The organism is Paenibacillus sp. FSL R10-2788, assembly GCF_038003885.1.
Taxonomy (GTDB): Bacteria; Bacillota; Bacilli; order Paenibacillales; family Paenibacillaceae; genus Paenibacillus_AQ; species Paenibacillus_AQ odorifer.
On sequence record NZ_JBBOQA010000001.1, the window covers coordinates 3,500,977 to 3,516,895 of the forward strand.

Here is a 15,919-nt window from a genome sequence, read left to right on the forward strand (position 1 = left end):
GCTTTTTGTATATAAATATCAAATTTATAGGAGCAAATTCCCCACTGAGATTATTGACCTTAGACTTACGACCTGTAATAATTGCACCTGAACTTGCCATTAATCCACTATCTATAGCTTTGTTCAACTTGATAAAATGTAAGCGCAATCATTTAATCTATCGATTGGAGGAGTATGGCATGAAAAAGATTGGGGCAGGTTTTATATTCTTACTTGTGATGTGCGCAGCCTTATCCACAACTGCGTTCGCGAAACAGCCTTATTCATCCTATTGGTTTCCGGAGCAATTGCTTCAGTGGAGTCCGGCATCCGACCCGGATGCGGCATTTAACCGGAGCACAGTCCCGCTGCAGGACCGTTTTGTAGCAGATGGAGTCAACGCTCATGCAACCAAAGCGCCAAAAGTCATGGCTTTATCAGCACTGAACCCGGGAACAAGCGGAGTTCCATCGCAGGGTTCAAGCAAATTCGAAGCTAACACATTTACCTATTGGCAATATGTTGACAAGCTGGTCTATTGGGGTGGTTCCGCGGGCGAAGGGATCATCGTACCTCCAAGCGCTGATACGATCGACGCGGCTCATAAAAATGGCGTGCCGATTATCGGAACGGTGTTCTTCCCACCAACCGTATATGGCGGGAAGTATGAATGGGTCAAGCAGATGCTTCAGCAGAATAGTGACGGCTCCTTTCCTGTTGCTGACAAGTTGATCCAGGTTGCGAGCCATTACGGATTTGACGGCTGGTTTATTAACCAGGAGACTGAGGGCGGAACGCCGGCCGACGCACAGCAAATGAAAGCTTTCCTAAGTTATCTGGAATCACACAAGTCAAATTCTATGCACATCGTATGGTATGATTCCATGACCAATGAGGGCAGTATCAGTTGGCAAAATGCACTTAACGACAAGAATGCGATGTTCCTGCAAGACAATAAAAAGCAAATTACAGACAATATGTTCCTGAACTTTTGGTGGAAGGATCTTAAAAGCTCGGCAGAGAAGGCTAGAAGCTTGGGCAGAAGTCCATATGACTTGTATGCAGGCATCGATGTCGAAGCCAAGGGTTACGATACAAAGGTGAACTGGAATCTGTTGTTTCCGGATAAAGATCCTGCCGTTACTTCCCTTGGTATTTACCGTCCGGATTGGGCTTTTAACAGCGCAGAGAGTATGGAAGATTTCTTTGTACGCGAGAACAAATTCTGGGTGGGTCCAAACGGGAATCCGAGTAACACCTCGAGCGATCAAGCCTGGAAAGGTATCGCAAACGATGTGATCGAATCATCACCAGTAAATGAGCTGCCTTTCACCACTAACTTCAACACGGGAAGCGGACAGAAATATTTTGTACGAGGGAAGCAGGTGCGGGATAAGGGCTGGAACAACCGGAGTCTGCAGGATATTCTTCCATCCTGGCGCTGGATCGCAGACAGCAAAGGTACCCCACTTACACCAGTGCTCGACTGGTCCAATGCATATTACGGTGGCAGTTCGCTGAAGGTATCAGGCGTGCTGAACCCTAACAATGCGACACATCTGAAACTCTACAAGACCGACCTTAAGATCGAAGCAAGTACAAAGCTGTCTATTACGTACAAAACACAAAATAAGCCAAGCCTGAAGGTTGGTCTCGCTTTCGCAGACCATCCCAACCAATATGTCTTCCTTAACGTGAAGGATAAGACATCGCCAGACTGGACTACTGAAACATTGAATTTGACCCCATACAAAGGGAAACGGATCGTAGAGTTGTCACTGTATTTTGACTCTAAGGATGCAATTAATAATTACAACATTCAAATTGGCCAGCTCTCTATTCAAAATGCTAATGACTCGATCAAACCATTGCCCGCGGTTCGCGATCTTAAGGTCACTCAATCCGATTTCCGCAATGGTATTTATGGAGACGCCCGATTACAGTGGAAACAGCTTGACCAGCAGGTCAAACAATACGAAATCTATCGTGTACTGCCAGATGGTAGTGAAATGTTCATAGGTGCAACACCAAATCATGTGTTTTACGTTCCTGAGATACGAAGAATAGACAAAGAAACGGTCACAGTATTGAAGGTTGTTGCCATCAATGGAAGATACGAGCAAGGTCAACCCTCTAGCGTGAAGATCAGCTGGCCGGATTATCCAAAGCCGATTGCGGAGTTCAAGGCTGATCGAACCCTAGTGGCTCCAGGCGAGAGCGTAAACTTCACCGACCTGTCGACTGAAGTGACAGAAGGATGGTCATGGACCTTCGAAAGCGGAAGCCCGGCGGTCAGCACATCGAAGAACCCAGTTGTGACATTCGCTCAGGAGGGCGTTTATAGCGTGACGCTAACTGCAACCAACAGCTCGGGCCAAGACACAATTACGAAAAAAGGGCTCATCACAGTGAGCAAGGAAGCTAGCGCAGTGAAAAATCTGGCACTTGGTAAAACTGCAACAGCCGATCACGCCTGCGGGGAAAAGGAAGGGGCACCTAACGCCGTAGATGGTAAAGTGACGGATAACAGTAAATGGTGCGCAATTGGCAATCTGCCCCATTGGCTTCAGGTTGACCTCGGCGCCGAACATCAACTCAGCACTTTTGTCATCAAGCATGCTGAGAGCGGAGGAGAGTGGTCCGGTTTTAATACCAGTGATTATACGATTCAGGTCAGCAGCGACGGAACGAACTGGACGGATGTTGTCAACGTCCAAGGAAACTCGGCTGCCGAGTCGACTGATTCAATTGCGTTAGTAAAAGCCCGCTATGTAAAATTATTGATTCTCAAACCTACGCAGGGAGCCGATACAGCAGCGCGGATCTATGAGTTTGAAGTGAAGGGATTATAATATACCCTATTACGACATTCTAATATTACAGCAAATAAACCGTAGGCCACTTGAGGGGCTGCGGTTTATTTGCTTTAACACTAATGATAGCTGAAATCAAAAAAAAAGAACCTGATTTATCTCATCAGATTCTTATATATTGCATATGAAAAGACACGATGATATAATCAACTCACGACTGATATTCAAATGTTAGGCATAATAATTGCATCTTATATATTTATATTATCATGCCGTTAAATTCTTGTCAATTTTTTTCTCAATTTAATAGTTAGGAGCGATAATAAATGCGTTCTTTAGTTCTCGGTTTTCAGGAAGTGGACAATACACAGCTTTTGCTCGTTGGCGGAAAAGGGTTAAATTTAGGGAGATTATCAAAAATAGAAGGAATACAAGTACCAGAAGGATTCTGTATTACAACAGTAGGATATCACCAAGCCCTCGAACAGAACCAAACGTATCATGCTTTGTTGGATCAACTAACTATGCTAAAAGTAGAAGATCGGGATCAAATCGGTGAAATCAGTAGGAAGATTCGGCAAATCATTATGGAAGCAGAAATTCCTTCCGATGTTGTGAAGGCAGTTTCTCACTATCTCACCCAGCTTGGTGATGAACATGCTTATGCAGTGCGTTCTAGTGCCACCGCTGAAGATTTACCACATGCCTCTTTTGCAGGTCAACAAGATACCTATTTAAATATCATCGGCATAGAAGCAATCCTTCAGCATATCAGCAAATGTTGGGCTTCTCTATTTACGGATCGTGCCGTAATCTACCGTATGCAAAATGGATTTGACCACAGTCAAGTTTATTTATCCGTTATCGTTCAAAGGATGGTTTTTCCACAGGCTTCAGGGATTTTATTTACCGCTGATCCGATTACTTCTAACCGGAAACTGCTATCCATCGATGCTAGTTTTGGACTTGGCGAAGCACTGGTCTCTGGCTTGGTATCTGCCGATTGTTATAAAGTACAGCAAGAGAAAATTGTCGATAAGAGAATAGCAACCAAAAAATTGGCTATCTACGGACTAAAAGAAGGCGGAACAGAGACCCGGCAGATCGACCTCGAACAGCAAAAGACTCAAACACTTACTGAACAACAAATTTTAAAAATAGCAAGGATAGGCAGACAGATTGAAGCCTATTTTGGTTGCCCACAAGATATCGAATGGTGTTTGGACGAGGATACATTTTATATCGTCCAGAGTCGGCCAATCACGACTTTATTCCCCATCCCTGAAGCGAATGATCAAGAAAACCACGTTTATGTATCTGTTGGTCATCAACAAATGATGACAGATCCCATGAAACCGCTGGGATTGGCTTTTTACCTGTTAACGACTCCTGCACCTATGCGTACAGCTGGCGGAAGATTGTTTGTTGATGTCACATCAAGTCTTGCTTCACCTGGCAGCAGAGAAATGATCATAGAAGCCTTAGGTAAATCTGATCCCCTCATAAAAGACGCACTCATAACCATCGCAGAGCGAGAAGATTTTATAAAATTTTCGGCAGATAATGAAAAAGCTTCTACTCCGAGTAAAAGCAATACAAGCCTGCCACCTAGTGATTCTCAAGTACAACTCGAAAATGATCCGACAATCGTTTCTGACCTCATTAAGAGCAACCAAGCATCAATAGAAGAGTTGCAACAAAACATTCAAACCAAATCAGGGGCGGAGTTGTTTGATTTTATTCTGGAAGATATGCAGCAATTAAAGAAGATTCTATTCAACCCACAAAGTATGCGTGTGATTATGGCGGCTATGGATGCTTCAGCATGGATCAATGAAAAAATAAACGAATGGTTAGGTGAAAAAAACGTAGCAGATACGCTTTCTCAATCTGTACAGGGCAATATTACTTCGGAAATGGGTCTGGCGTTACTCAATCTCGCTGATGTGATTCGACCTTATCCGGAAGTCATTGATTATTTACAGCAGGTTAAAGACGATAATTTCTTAGATGAACTGGTTAGTTTTGAGGGTGGGCAGGAAACCCAAGAGGCTTTCTATGACTATCTCAGTAAATACGGAATGCGATGTACCGGAGAAATCGATCTTACAAGAACTCGTTGGAGCGAAAAACCAACTACACTTGTCCCCATGATTCTTAGTAATATCAAAAACTTTGAACCTAATGCTGGCCATCGGAAATTTGAGCAAGGTCGACAGGAAGCTTTGAAAAAAGAACAAGAGCTATTAGATCGATTGAAGCAATTACCCGATGGTGAACAAAAAGCTAAAGAAACAAAACGAATGATTGATCTCATCCGGAATTTCAGCGGGTTTAGGGAATACCCCAAATACGGTATGGTTAATCGCTACTTCGTTTATAAGCAAGCTTTATTAAAAGAAGCCGAACAACTCGTACAAGCAGGAGTTATTCCTGAAAAAGAAGATATATACTATTTAACGTTTGAAGAACTTCGCGAAGTCGTAAGTAGATGCAAACTGGATTACCAGATCATCAGCAAACGAAAAGAAGAGTACAAATTATATGAAAAACTAACTCCACCACGTGTTCTCACGTCTGATGGTGAAATTATTGCGGGTAAGTACAACCGAGAAAACCTCCCAACAGAAGCTATTGTAGGTCTAGCGGTTTCTTCCGGTGTTATAGAGGGACGAGCGCGTGTCATCTTAAACATGGAGGATGCTGATCTAGAAGATGGTGATATATTAGTTACCTTATTTACTGACCCTAGCTGGACTCCATTGTTTGTATCTGTAAAAGGTCTAGTTACTGAAGTTGGTGGACTAATGACCCATGGGGCAGTTATTGCGCGTGAATATGGCTTACCAGCAGTTGTCGGAGTGGAGAATGCTACCAAATTGATAAAAGATGGGCAACGAATTCGTGTGCATGGTACAGAAGGCTATATCGAAATATTGTAATGGTTGAATCACGAATGTAGTTTGACAAATCGAATCTTTTGAATTATTTTTTAATAGTGAATCATTAATTCATTATTAAAGGTGAGGGGCAATATGCAGTCTAAAAAAGAAGAAGTAAAACAGGAAATTGAATCCGCCGCTTTAAAGGTATTTTTCCGAAAAGGCTTCTCTGATGCCAAAATGAATGATATTGCCGATGAAATTCAAATTTCTGTTGGCAATATTTATACTTATTTTAAAAATAAAAAAGATTTGTTCTATTCGGTTGTTCCCCCGTCTTTAGTGGACTATTTGAAGAATGTGCTAGTGGAAAATATTCGTATCGATAACCAGACTTTTTTTGATGATGTTAATAATGAGAAAAAATCAGCTATCGTTCAAGAGCAAATAAATATATTAACCCAGTACAGCAGGCAGATTGTCATTATTTTTGAAAAGAATAAAGGGACCGTATATAGCAATGCCAAAAACGAGCTGATCGATCTGATGATCGAAACTAAAAGACCCTATATAAAAGATCATTATAAAAGATACGAAATCGGAACCGAAGAAAATATGATTCTGCTGAAGATCATCGCGAACAATGTCATCAATATGATTCTGGATTTATTAAAGCACGAGATGAGCGCCGATAGCCGGAGAAGGATTTTTGAGGCATTAAGCTTATACTGGCTGCATGGACTAAAAAGCTTAAACGAATAACATCAATGCGCCGAATTTAGGTGTGGGGTAAAACTGGGGCGCAACGCAGCAATGAGGGACAACCAAGTGGATATGCACATTTAGCATCTACGAGGGTCCCTATTTTTTTAATCCAATAATGAATTAATTATTCATTTTTGGGCGGTGTAATCAAGAACGGGGGAAGTTACGATGAAGACAGGTTATGCGTTTATGGACTGTAATGTTATTTATGGAGATGCGAAAAAAGGGACTGATTCCCATATGACGATTTTGATTGATGAAAACGGCTTGATTCAGGAGATCGGGAAAGCAAGCGCTGTAACTGTCCCCACCCATTTCCAAACGATCGATTGTTCGGGGAAATATGTGATGCCCGGTCTCATCAACGCGCATGTCCATCTTTTTGCCGATGGTAAGCCGTTTACGCTGTCTGCCAGTGAAGGGCTGCTGAATTTTGCGTTTCATCATATTTTGGATACGAGACTGGGCAGAAACATGTTGAAGAGACGGATGAAAAAAAATGCCCTAACCGCACTGCATTCCGGAGTAACAACGATACGTAGCGTAGGTGAATTTTTTTATACTGATGTTCAGTTGAGGGATGATATTAAGGCAAATCAATCTATTGGACCTAATCTTTTGGTATCTGGGTATTTCCTGAGCGTAACGGATGGCCACGGTGCACCTTATTTGGCTTTGGTCGGTGATTCACCATGGGAAGGGAGAAGAAATGTAAGAATCAATGTAAAAAACGGAGTGGACCTAATCAAAATATGTGTAACTGGCGGGGTCACTGATGCCAAAAGGATCGGAGAAGCAGGCCGCTTGCAAATGACGGAAGAAGAGGTGGCTGCCATTTGCGAGGAAGCTCACAAAATTGGGATGCGTGTGGCGGCACATGCAGAAAGTACCGAAGGTGTAAGAGTTGCGTTAAAGGGTGGAGTGGATACTATTGAACACGGCGCGGTGATGGATGAGGATATGATCAGGCTGTACAAAAATAATCCCAGAGCCTTAAAGGGCTACACCGCTGTGATTCCTACTTTACAAGCAGCTTATCCCAGTGCGAAATTAGATCCGATCCTGACAAAGTTGAATACAACCATTAAGGAAAATGCCCGGCTTGTGTATGACTCTATGTTAACAGGGCTACAGCAGGCTATAGAACATGATATCAAAATCGGTGTGGGAACGGACGATGCTATGTCCTATGTAACCCACTATGATCTTTGGCGTGAGCTTGATCATTTCATGCGACAAACAAAGCTGAACGCATGTGAGGTTATTGAACTAGTAACCAAATCAAATGCAGATATTTTGGGAATCGATCACCTGACAGGTTCTATAGATGTGGGCAAATATGCGGATTTAATCATGATGGAGCAAAACCCATTGGAGAACATAAAAGCTTTGTCTGATGTAGCTATGGTTATGGTCAGAGGGAATTTAATACAAACACCATCTGTGACCAGAATTCAAGCAGTGGACGAGCTGCTGGATACGGTTTGGATTTAGGAGTTACTCAGCTATTCCAAAACAAAAGAAAAACCCCCTCTTTACTATGGAGTAACTCCATACCTTATGATACCCTTTGTCAGGACAGATGACCTATGTAAGCCTGCAAATCATCAATCACTCAAAGGAGACAAGGATATGGATCAACAATTGAAGCAAAAGAATCAGTTAAAACAAATTAGCGAGATAATAATGAATTGGGTCGAACGTGATGAGGAGAAGATTGTTCAGTTCTTCTCAAGTCTAGTTAAATGTGAAACCCCTAGCCCTCCAGGTGATACGCGTGAGGCAATGGCGATGGTTCAGAGTTACCTCGACATCGAAGGACTTCCGTACAGGCAAGTCAACGCCAAAGATACCATGCCAAATATCATTTCTTCGGTGCAAATGCCAAGCGAGGGTAGGCATCTGATGTTCAACGGACATCTCGATGTACTGCCTGCTGGAGATGAACCCGGGTGGACTGACGATCCATGGAGCGGAAAGATTGTGAACGGTCGGGTATGGGGACGCGGGACGTCAGATATGAAGGCAGGCGTAACGGCGATGCTTTTCGCCTACACGTATCTATCACAATTACTCGATCAACTGAAGGGCAAACTATCGCTTACCATCGTCTCCGATGAAGAGACTGGATATGGACGGGGCACCGGCTTTATGTTCGAGCAGATCGAAAGCGAAATGGAAGCCGACTGCGTCCTCAGCGCCGAACCCTCTGGAACGGATGCGATTTCGTTCGCCTCGAAGGGTTACATGCAGTTTTCTGTACGAGTGGCGACACGGGGAGCTATATCCGGGTATCCTAACGAAAGCAAAAGCTCGATCCATATCGCCACCGATATCATCCGCGACCTTGACGAGTTGGAAGGTATCGAGGTAGACGTTCCCTCCTCGATTACGGATATACTCTCTAATCCGCAGCGGCGTGAACAGTACAACGAGTCCAGAGGAGAAGGTGCGGCTGAGATTCTGCCATTAATCACGGTTAATGTTGGTACGATCGAGGGCGGCAATTCACCTAGTGTCATTTCACCTGATTGTATATTCTCGGTATCCGTTGTTCTTCCAGTCAGAGCTGATCCGTATACGATTTTCTCGAAAGCCAGAGATATTGTTGCTCGCTATCCCGAAGCAGAAATCAAATTGGAAGGGGTCGATTCGGCGGATGTATCGGATCCAGACAGTGAGATGGCTAGGATCTTGCAGGAGACGGTAGAAGATTTGGGGTGGAAAAAACCGGTGCTGGTTCCTGATGTTGCGATTTCCGATTGTCGGTACTGGCGTTATCGTGGTACGCCTGCTTTCTGGTATGGTCCGGACGGAAGCAATTGCAGCGCGGCCAATGAGTCGGTATCGATCAAGGAATTGCTGCATCTGGTTCGCACCCATGCCTTAGCGGCAACGCAGTACCTCATGAATAATTATATAGAAGAAGACACAGAAGAAAAAAGTGTTGAAGGATCAGCAGTGTCTGAAGAAAAACCTAAGTTCGCTGCACACAAACCAGAGATCAAATCGCTGCCGGCTCTGCGCGTCGCCCGCATCATGGCAAAAGCGAAGAGCTTTAATCACATCAACCCTATCATTGGTCCAATGTTTAATCAGCTCTACCTCAGCCTTACCCAGGCAGGTGTGATTGTTGGTGCGGTATCGCTAGCCACCTTTGAGGAAGACGTGGACGGTAACGGGTTAATTGTGACTGCCGCATTTCCTGTCGGACCAGAGGTTGTCTCCGGAGACGGATTCGAGGTCGTAGTACTCTCTGGTGTTGAAGCGGCTGTAACGACGGTCCACCGTGGCTCAGAAAGCACTGCTGCCACCTGGAATAATCTCCGACGTTGGATTAGTAGAGAGGGGTATCGGCCTCAGGAAGTATACCGCGAGTTCTACATCGTGGCTCAACCGAATCCGCAAGGAGCTCTGGGCTACCGAGTTGCAGCAACTCGTCACACGACGCTAAGCTATAAATTAAATTTTCTACTTTATAGCAAGACTGATTTTCGTGACAAAGTCTTCTTCTCTATTGGTTGACAATGCATTGACCAAATATTCTTCATAAGCATTACCGGATACATGAAACCCTCTATCCCTAATTTCATTTAACAGGAACGGATAAACTTCCGTTATGCTCTCATAGCTGCCTTTATGATAAAGAATGGCATAAAGACCTGCGGATTTTAATTCGGCATTCGGAGTTTCAGTGTGAACAAACAAACGTTCAACTCGGTTAAACCGACCATGCAAGATATCCTCTTTGCTAGTCACAGAACCAATGAAAGCTGGACCTTTCATTCCTGTTTGCTCTAAAAAAACTTCATAATCGTAATTCCATTCTTCGTTAGAGGTATCACCGGTACGTGGATTCGGGGCACTATATATCACGTGTTCCTCCGGTAATTCAACGATTGTAACTTCACCTAGTGTGGTATTTATTAATTCTTCTGATATGGATGTCAACTTCGAAAGGAACCAATAAATTTCTTGTAGCTTTTTAATTTCTTCTTCCACCTTTATGAGTTGTTCTTCAGCAAGCTTGGTCAATTTCTCCGAGGAAGGTGAACTGAAATAGCTCTTCAGATCTTTAATAGGAAAGTTCAACTATCGGAGTGATTGTATAGCCCAAAAGGTATCGAGCTGCTGTAAAGTGTAATATCGATATCCGTTATCGCTTATTCCTGCTGGTTGAAATAGCTTTATTTTGTCATAGTAGAACAATGTATCTTTTTTGATTCCGAATAGCTTAGCAAATTCACCAGTATAAAAATTCGTTAGATTTTTTCTAATCATGAGTAAATTATCCTTTACTATAGAGTAAGTCCATACCCAATAGTACCATTTGTACGGAAAGATATCATTTATACTGCGGTTTAGATGTAGTTACGATTGCCATTCCACAGATCACAGAACAAGAAACTTCCGTAAACATGCGAATCGATACAACGATTCCTACCACAAAAAAGCCATACTGATTAACCAGTCTTTTCTTCTTTATTGCATACTACCCGGTATGAATAACTATAAGCCTGTCAGCCTTTCTGGTCGGGAAGCTTATTTATTATGATTCCTGTAAATAACGTACCCGCCTGAAGGGAATTCTAGAGATGAGAGACATCTCAAATTCTAATCAGGATGAGGACGGAATTCATGAAGCAACCTTCCAGTAAAACTGAAGAAGACGATAAACTGAAATGGTGGCAACTAAGCTTGTTAGGCATAGCAGGCACTATAGGAACCGGGTACTTTCTTGGCTCAGGTCTAGCAATTTCCATGGGAGGGCCAGCAGTACTGCTAGCCTACATTTTAGCTGCTATTGGAACATATGTCGTATTTGATGCACTGGCTCAGATGACAGCGGAAGATCCGGAGCAGGGTTCATTTCGATCCTATGCAAAAAAAGCATTTGGAAATTGGGCAGGGTTCGGGAGCGGCTGGGTATATTGGTTTTCGGAACTGTTGATTATGGGAAGTCAGCTCACAGCATTGTCCATATTCTCGCGTTTTTGGTTCCCGGCCGTACCGATGTGGGTATTTGCTGCCAGCTTTGCTGCCGTGAGCCTATTGATTGTGTTTTTTGGTAATAAGGGCTTTGACAGGGTTGAAAATATACTGGCCATCATTAAAGTGGCGGCTATACTAATGTTCCTTGTTATTGCTGCCGTACTTCTGACGGGTTGGATCGGCGGTTCTAAGTTCTCACCGAAAGTTCCACTTGGGTTTAAAGCGTTGTTTCCATCTGGAGGTATTGGGTTGTGGTCTGCCTTTATTTTTGCTTTTTATGCCTATGGTGGCATTGAGGTGCTGGGAATTATGTCCTACAGGCTAAAGAAACCTGAGGAAGCTCCAAAAGCAGGAAAGGTGATGTTGCTGGGACTGGCTACAGTATACGTTCTCTCAATCGGGCTTGCAGTAATCATGGTGCCGCTTAGTGCTTTTAATCCAAAAGAAAGTCCTTTTGTGCTCGCGCTCAGCAGCGACCATCTGACCTTTATACCGCATTTGTTTAACGGGGTGTTGATCATAGCTGGGTTCTCCACGATGACAGCTTCGCTTTATGCCATTACCTCGATGATGATCACTCTTTCACAGGAAGGGGATGCACCCAAGGTTTTTTCGAAGAAATGGAAGGATAAATATCCGTTTTTTGCCCTTTGTTTAATAGCTGGAGGTTTAGGGGGTGCCATTATGATGTCATTGTGGTTGCCAGGAAAAGTATACGAATACATTACAACAGCTGCCGGACTGATGATCCTCTATAACTGGTCCTTTATATTGCTCTCCTCCCGCAAGCTGCTTAAGCCCAGTCTTCTAAACGGGGTGAAACGCTGGCTAGGCTTAGTGCTGATCGCTACTGCTGTAGCAGGTACGCTATTTCATGCGCTCAGTCGTCCAGGCTTCTACATCAGCCTGCTAATTGTTTCGCTGATTGCCTTGAGTGATTGGATCGTTCAACACATCCGTAATAAGAAGGACAGTTATGTTATGGGGCATGGGGCGGACGAACAGACCCATGAATATCATTCTTTACCGGGCGGTCCTGAATTTCGGATTAAGGGCATCAGGATGCGAAAAAACAAGGTTTAATGAAAAAAGAGAAGTCGGGCAGCCTGTACACCAAAATAAAAACCAAATCCAATCAGCGACAGACCTGACAGAACGGAGATCGCCTTCAATACCCGAACGGTTAGAAATTTACGAAAGAGGCTGGAGGCGGCAGCCATGGTTACATCCCAGAAAAGAATCCCTAGTACGATTGCTCCGCTATAGATCAATAATTGCTGCATCGGATACTCGCTGACCGCCTTGGCTAATATTGAGCCGTAAATACCCAACCAAAAAAGGATCGAGAGGGGATTGAACAAGGACATGAGAAATCCCGACAGATAAGATTTGGATAGTGAGGTATCGTTGCCCCTCAGCCCGTCAGCTGAAATGTCACCTGTATTTTTAATGCTGTCTACACCTGAATAGACGAGGACAAAGAATCCGAACAACCATAAAAACACTTTAACAAACGGAGCATCCAGCAGATGAATGAGGCCAAAATAAACAAGCAGCATGTAGATGATATCGGCACTAACCGCCCCTAAACCGACTATCCAGGCAGGCATAAATCCTCCGCGGAGTCCCTTGTCCAGCTGTGCTGCATTAATGGGTCCGAGAGGTGCCGAGAGGGATAATCCTATAATCATATAACCTATAAATACGTTAATGTTGTCCTCCTCCTTTATATAGTTAGCTTATTCTGATAAAGGCAGTGGTAGGACAACCAAAAAAAGGCCTGCGGAAGATCGCGGGCCTTCTTTTATAAGAAACTAAAGAGTGAGTAGAATTACGCCTTCACGGATTCAGGTCTTTTAACAAGAAGAGGTGGAGGAATCAACCAGCCCTTTTTCTTAGTCAAATGTAGAATTTTAAGGCCGATTGCTGCTTTGGTAAGGTGATATTTAGCAAACAAAGCCCCTATATCTTCTCTGATCGATTGTCCCATTGCCTGACTACATGCCACAAGTCCAACAGCATTATCAGCTGCAAGTTTGGCTGCAATTTCAGGATCTGTGAAACGTGCCCCTACAGGAATATCTTCAAGTTTAGCATCGGGCCGATTTGGCATTACTGGTGCAGATGCAATACCTTGCTCTGAGAGCAGTGTATCACACTCACTGATTTCAAGCTCCGCTTGATCAATTAAAGCTCCTAATATTTTTTTCAGGTCATTGTCGCCCGCGTGGTACATATAAGCTCTGTAACAAGAGAGGGCTCCCTTTGCGACCATTGAGGCTTGCCAAACCGTAAAAATCTCTCCATAATGCATCGGTTCTTCTTTGGGGTTACCGCCTAGAATCCCTGTCATAAATAGTCTCCTTTATTGTTGGATTTGAACAAACATTAGCATGCCCACAACAACAAGAAAATTGCAGCTTTTCACATAAAATAGGTATGTCAATTTGAGGCTTCGGCATCCGTGCAAGTTTAAGAATAAATAGCACTAATTTTCTCATAATAGGATAAATGTGAAAATAAGGAACGATAAAATTGAACACGAGTTGTGGAGGAATCAAATGTTTTTCATCGTGATGATTGGATAGATACTTCCATGGACGATGGCAGATACTATTTTAGAGAGGACTTATCAGTAATCGTTCTAACGGACCGCTTGCAAGTATAATTGCCTTTGCATTCAATGAAGTTGGTTATCACTGGAGAGAGTCGAGTGTATCTCCATCGAGGCAGGGATGGAATGGGAGTCATTGCTTCCAACACCTTTGGTAAAATGTTAAGCCCTGTCCTCGGCGCTTATTTAGGTACATTGTTATGGTTTGCACCCTTGAAAGAATTGAAAAAGAAATCGAGGCACGATCACTTCTTTATATAGCAGCCGTAGGGGCGGAACGTGACTGCTATCCTTATTCGCTGTTACTCCAAGCGAGGGAAAGACAGGAGGGAAGAACAATCAGAAGCAAAGCTATTCCTCAAAATTCTCGGATAGGAAGGATTAAATAGGGGAAAATAGCAATGGGTGCTGCCTGCCCAATATTGTTCTGGAGGGAAAAAAATGAAGAAGATTGCTACTTTTGCATCAGTTGCATGTCTTAGTTTACTTTTAAGTATTCCAGCATTTGCGAACCAAGATGAAGCAAACCTAGGGATACAAACACATTACTCGGCTAATCAAACAAATGATAACCTGAATGCAAGGAATGTTAATGCAACGGGTAATCATAATTCAACAGCGGTCGAGAATGGAAATTACCGAGCACAGGCAGTCGGGGATGAGAATCGAGGCACTAATTGGAGCTGGTTGGGTCTCTTAGGGTTGCTTGGACTTACAGGCTTGCGGAATAGAAGCCGAGAAAAAAGCTAAACTTTTTAGAGTTAAAGGGAACTATAGGGGCCATTTTTATGATTAGAACTTAGAACTGAGGACTGCATTAACAGACTCGGCAAAGAATTTATACCTTTAATTTGTTCTAAATAAAAAGCCGGTTTCAGGATGATCCTGAATAACCGGCTTTACATTTTTTTAGCAAACCATTTTTAGGAGAGATTTAAAGATAATCGCACTTGAATTTGCCATTCACCAGCCACAGGTTCCAGAAGTCGTCCGTAACCCGCACATATTGGCATGCTCAGTGAGGAATTCAGGAATTCCGCGTATTCCACCAAAACAGGACTTCGTAATGATAATTTTATTCCGAGTTTTACGAAAATTGGGGAACCGGACAAAAGTGGGAGAGCAACGGCAGTACTTCAGAAGACAGAAGCTTCTGGACCATGTTTATGATTGAAGAATAATTTTTTTAAAAACTAGAGGATTTGAATTCATAGACCCTGTTTGATTAAACTCCAGATGCGTTCAAACCTGTCTTGGTAGTCAGGTAAATTCCAGGATTCTTTGAAGGATGGGAGGCTAAATACTGCAAACGCAGAGAGAATCGCCTCAGCCCGTTCCAAGTGGGGATCGTGATAGTCCATGAAGCCGTCAATAATTTGGTAGGAATCCCAGAGAACATCGCGTAATACCAGTGGATTGCTATCCACGTATTGAGTATTCAAGGCAAACATCTTGGGATTCTCGTTATAAGCCCGTTTTTTTGCGTTAACAAATGCCCATAACCAATCGTGAAGCAATTCTTGCGGTTTAGTTAAACTAGTCATATCTAATTTAATTTGTTCTGAAATCATCCGGTTGAACCAGCTCTTAGATACGGCTGCCCAGAGCTCTTGCTTATTTTTAAAGTGCTTATAGAGCGCTGCATGGGTGATACTTAATTCATCCGCAATTTGTGAGAGTGTCACTTCGGATTTTTCCGTGCGTTTAATTAATGCCTCAGCTGTTTCAATAATGAGCTCTTGTGTGATTTTAGCCACAGTACTGCCAACCCTTCTTTCTTCAATAAATTCCTTTTTATCGTTAATACACTTGCGAATATTTTAACATATAAAATAATCAGTAACAATTGTTGATTTTTGTAACTTATTGCTTTA

At 43.1% G+C, this 15,919-nt stretch carries 12 protein-coding genes; 7 read left to right on the plus strand and 5 right to left on the minus strand.

Features of this window, described 5'->3' with window-relative positions:
- The first annotated feature begins 179 nt into the window (after window positions 1-179).
- The 5 genes from NSQ50_RS15510 to NSQ50_RS15530 all read left to right on the plus strand — a co-directional run bounded on the left by NSQ50_RS15510 (window position 180) and on the right by NSQ50_RS15530 (window position 9,964).
- Entirely contained in the window at window positions 180-2,831 is a 2,652-nt protein-coding gene (locus tag NSQ50_RS15510; RefSeq protein WP_076223648.1) for an endo-beta-N-acetylglucosaminidase, read from the plus strand.
- Between the two features lie 287 nt (window positions 2,832-3,118).
- Window positions 3,119-5,734 carry a phosphoenolpyruvate synthase gene (gene ppsA, locus NSQ50_RS15515; protein WP_076223650.1) on the plus strand — a complete coding sequence of 872 codons (2,616 nt, stop codon included), beginning with the start codon at window positions 3,119-3,121 and terminating at the stop codon, window positions 5,732-5,734.
- Between the two features lie 93 nt (window positions 5,735-5,827).
- Window positions 5,828-6,436, plus strand: coding sequence for a TetR/AcrR family transcriptional regulator (locus NSQ50_RS15520; protein ID WP_036677176.1), 609 nt, complete (start codon window positions 5,828-5,830; stop codon window positions 6,434-6,436).
- A gap of 171 nt (window positions 6,437-6,607) precedes the next feature.
- Complete coding sequence (locus NSQ50_RS15525; protein ID WP_076223652.1) at window positions 6,608-7,933, plus strand: amidohydrolase family protein; 1,326 nt, start codon at window positions 6,608-6,610, stop codon at window positions 7,931-7,933.
- Between the two features lie 387 nt (window positions 7,934-8,320).
- Window positions 8,321-9,964 (plus strand): M20/M25/M40 family metallo-hydrolase, encoded by a 1,644-nt coding sequence (locus NSQ50_RS15530; protein ID WP_179087749.1) that lies wholly within the window; start codon window positions 8,321-8,323, stop codon window positions 9,962-9,964.
- On the opposite strand, the gene NSQ50_RS15535 is transcribed toward NSQ50_RS15530, so the two are convergent.
- Window positions 9,911-10,474: a GyrI-like domain-containing protein gene (locus tag NSQ50_RS15535; protein WP_081386902.1), complete on the minus strand. Its 564-nt coding sequence runs from the start codon at window positions 10,472-10,474 to the stop codon at window positions 9,911-9,913. The genes NSQ50_RS15530 and NSQ50_RS15535 overlap by 54 nt on opposite strands.
- Window positions 10,475-10,531: 57 nt before the next feature.
- On the minus strand, window positions 10,532-10,720 hold the full coding sequence (locus NSQ50_RS15540) for a MerR family DNA-binding transcriptional regulator (protein WP_081386903.1): 189 nt from the start codon (window positions 10,718-10,720) through the stop codon (window positions 10,532-10,534).
- A 357-nt stretch (window positions 10,721-11,077) separates the two neighbouring features.
- Here NSQ50_RS15540 and NSQ50_RS15545 point away from each other — a divergent pair, with 357 nt between their 5' ends.
- Entirely contained in the window at window positions 11,078-12,514 is a 1,437-nt protein-coding gene (locus NSQ50_RS15545; protein ID WP_076223656.1) for an amino acid permease, read from the plus strand.
- Here NSQ50_RS15545 and NSQ50_RS15550 read toward each other — a convergent pair.
- Both NSQ50_RS15550 and NSQ50_RS15555 read right to left on the minus strand, forming a co-directional pair.
- Entirely contained in the window at window positions 12,511-13,143 is a 633-nt protein-coding gene (locus NSQ50_RS15550) for a LysE family transporter (protein ID WP_038571226.1), read from the minus strand. The two genes, NSQ50_RS15545 and NSQ50_RS15550, sit on opposite strands and share 4 nt — an antisense overlap.
- Window positions 13,144-13,262: 119 nt before the next feature.
- A complete protein-coding gene (locus NSQ50_RS15555; protein WP_036677170.1) occupies window positions 13,263-13,784 on the minus strand; it encodes a DUF3231 family protein in 522 nt (173 codons plus the stop codon).
- Window positions 13,785-14,486: 702 nt separating this feature from the next.
- Here NSQ50_RS15555 and NSQ50_RS15560 point away from each other — a divergent pair.
- Window positions 14,487-14,795, plus strand: coding sequence for a WGxxGxxG family protein (locus NSQ50_RS15560; RefSeq protein ID WP_038571232.1), 309 nt, complete (start codon window positions 14,487-14,489; stop codon window positions 14,793-14,795).
- A gap of 458 nt (window positions 14,796-15,253) precedes the next feature.
- Here the strand turns inward: NSQ50_RS15560 and NSQ50_RS15565 are convergent, their stop codons facing one another.
- Complete coding sequence (locus NSQ50_RS15565) at window positions 15,254-15,802, minus strand: TetR/AcrR family transcriptional regulator (protein ID WP_038571236.1); 549 nt, start codon at window positions 15,800-15,802, stop codon at window positions 15,254-15,256.
- Window positions 15,803-15,919: the final 117 nt, after the last annotated feature.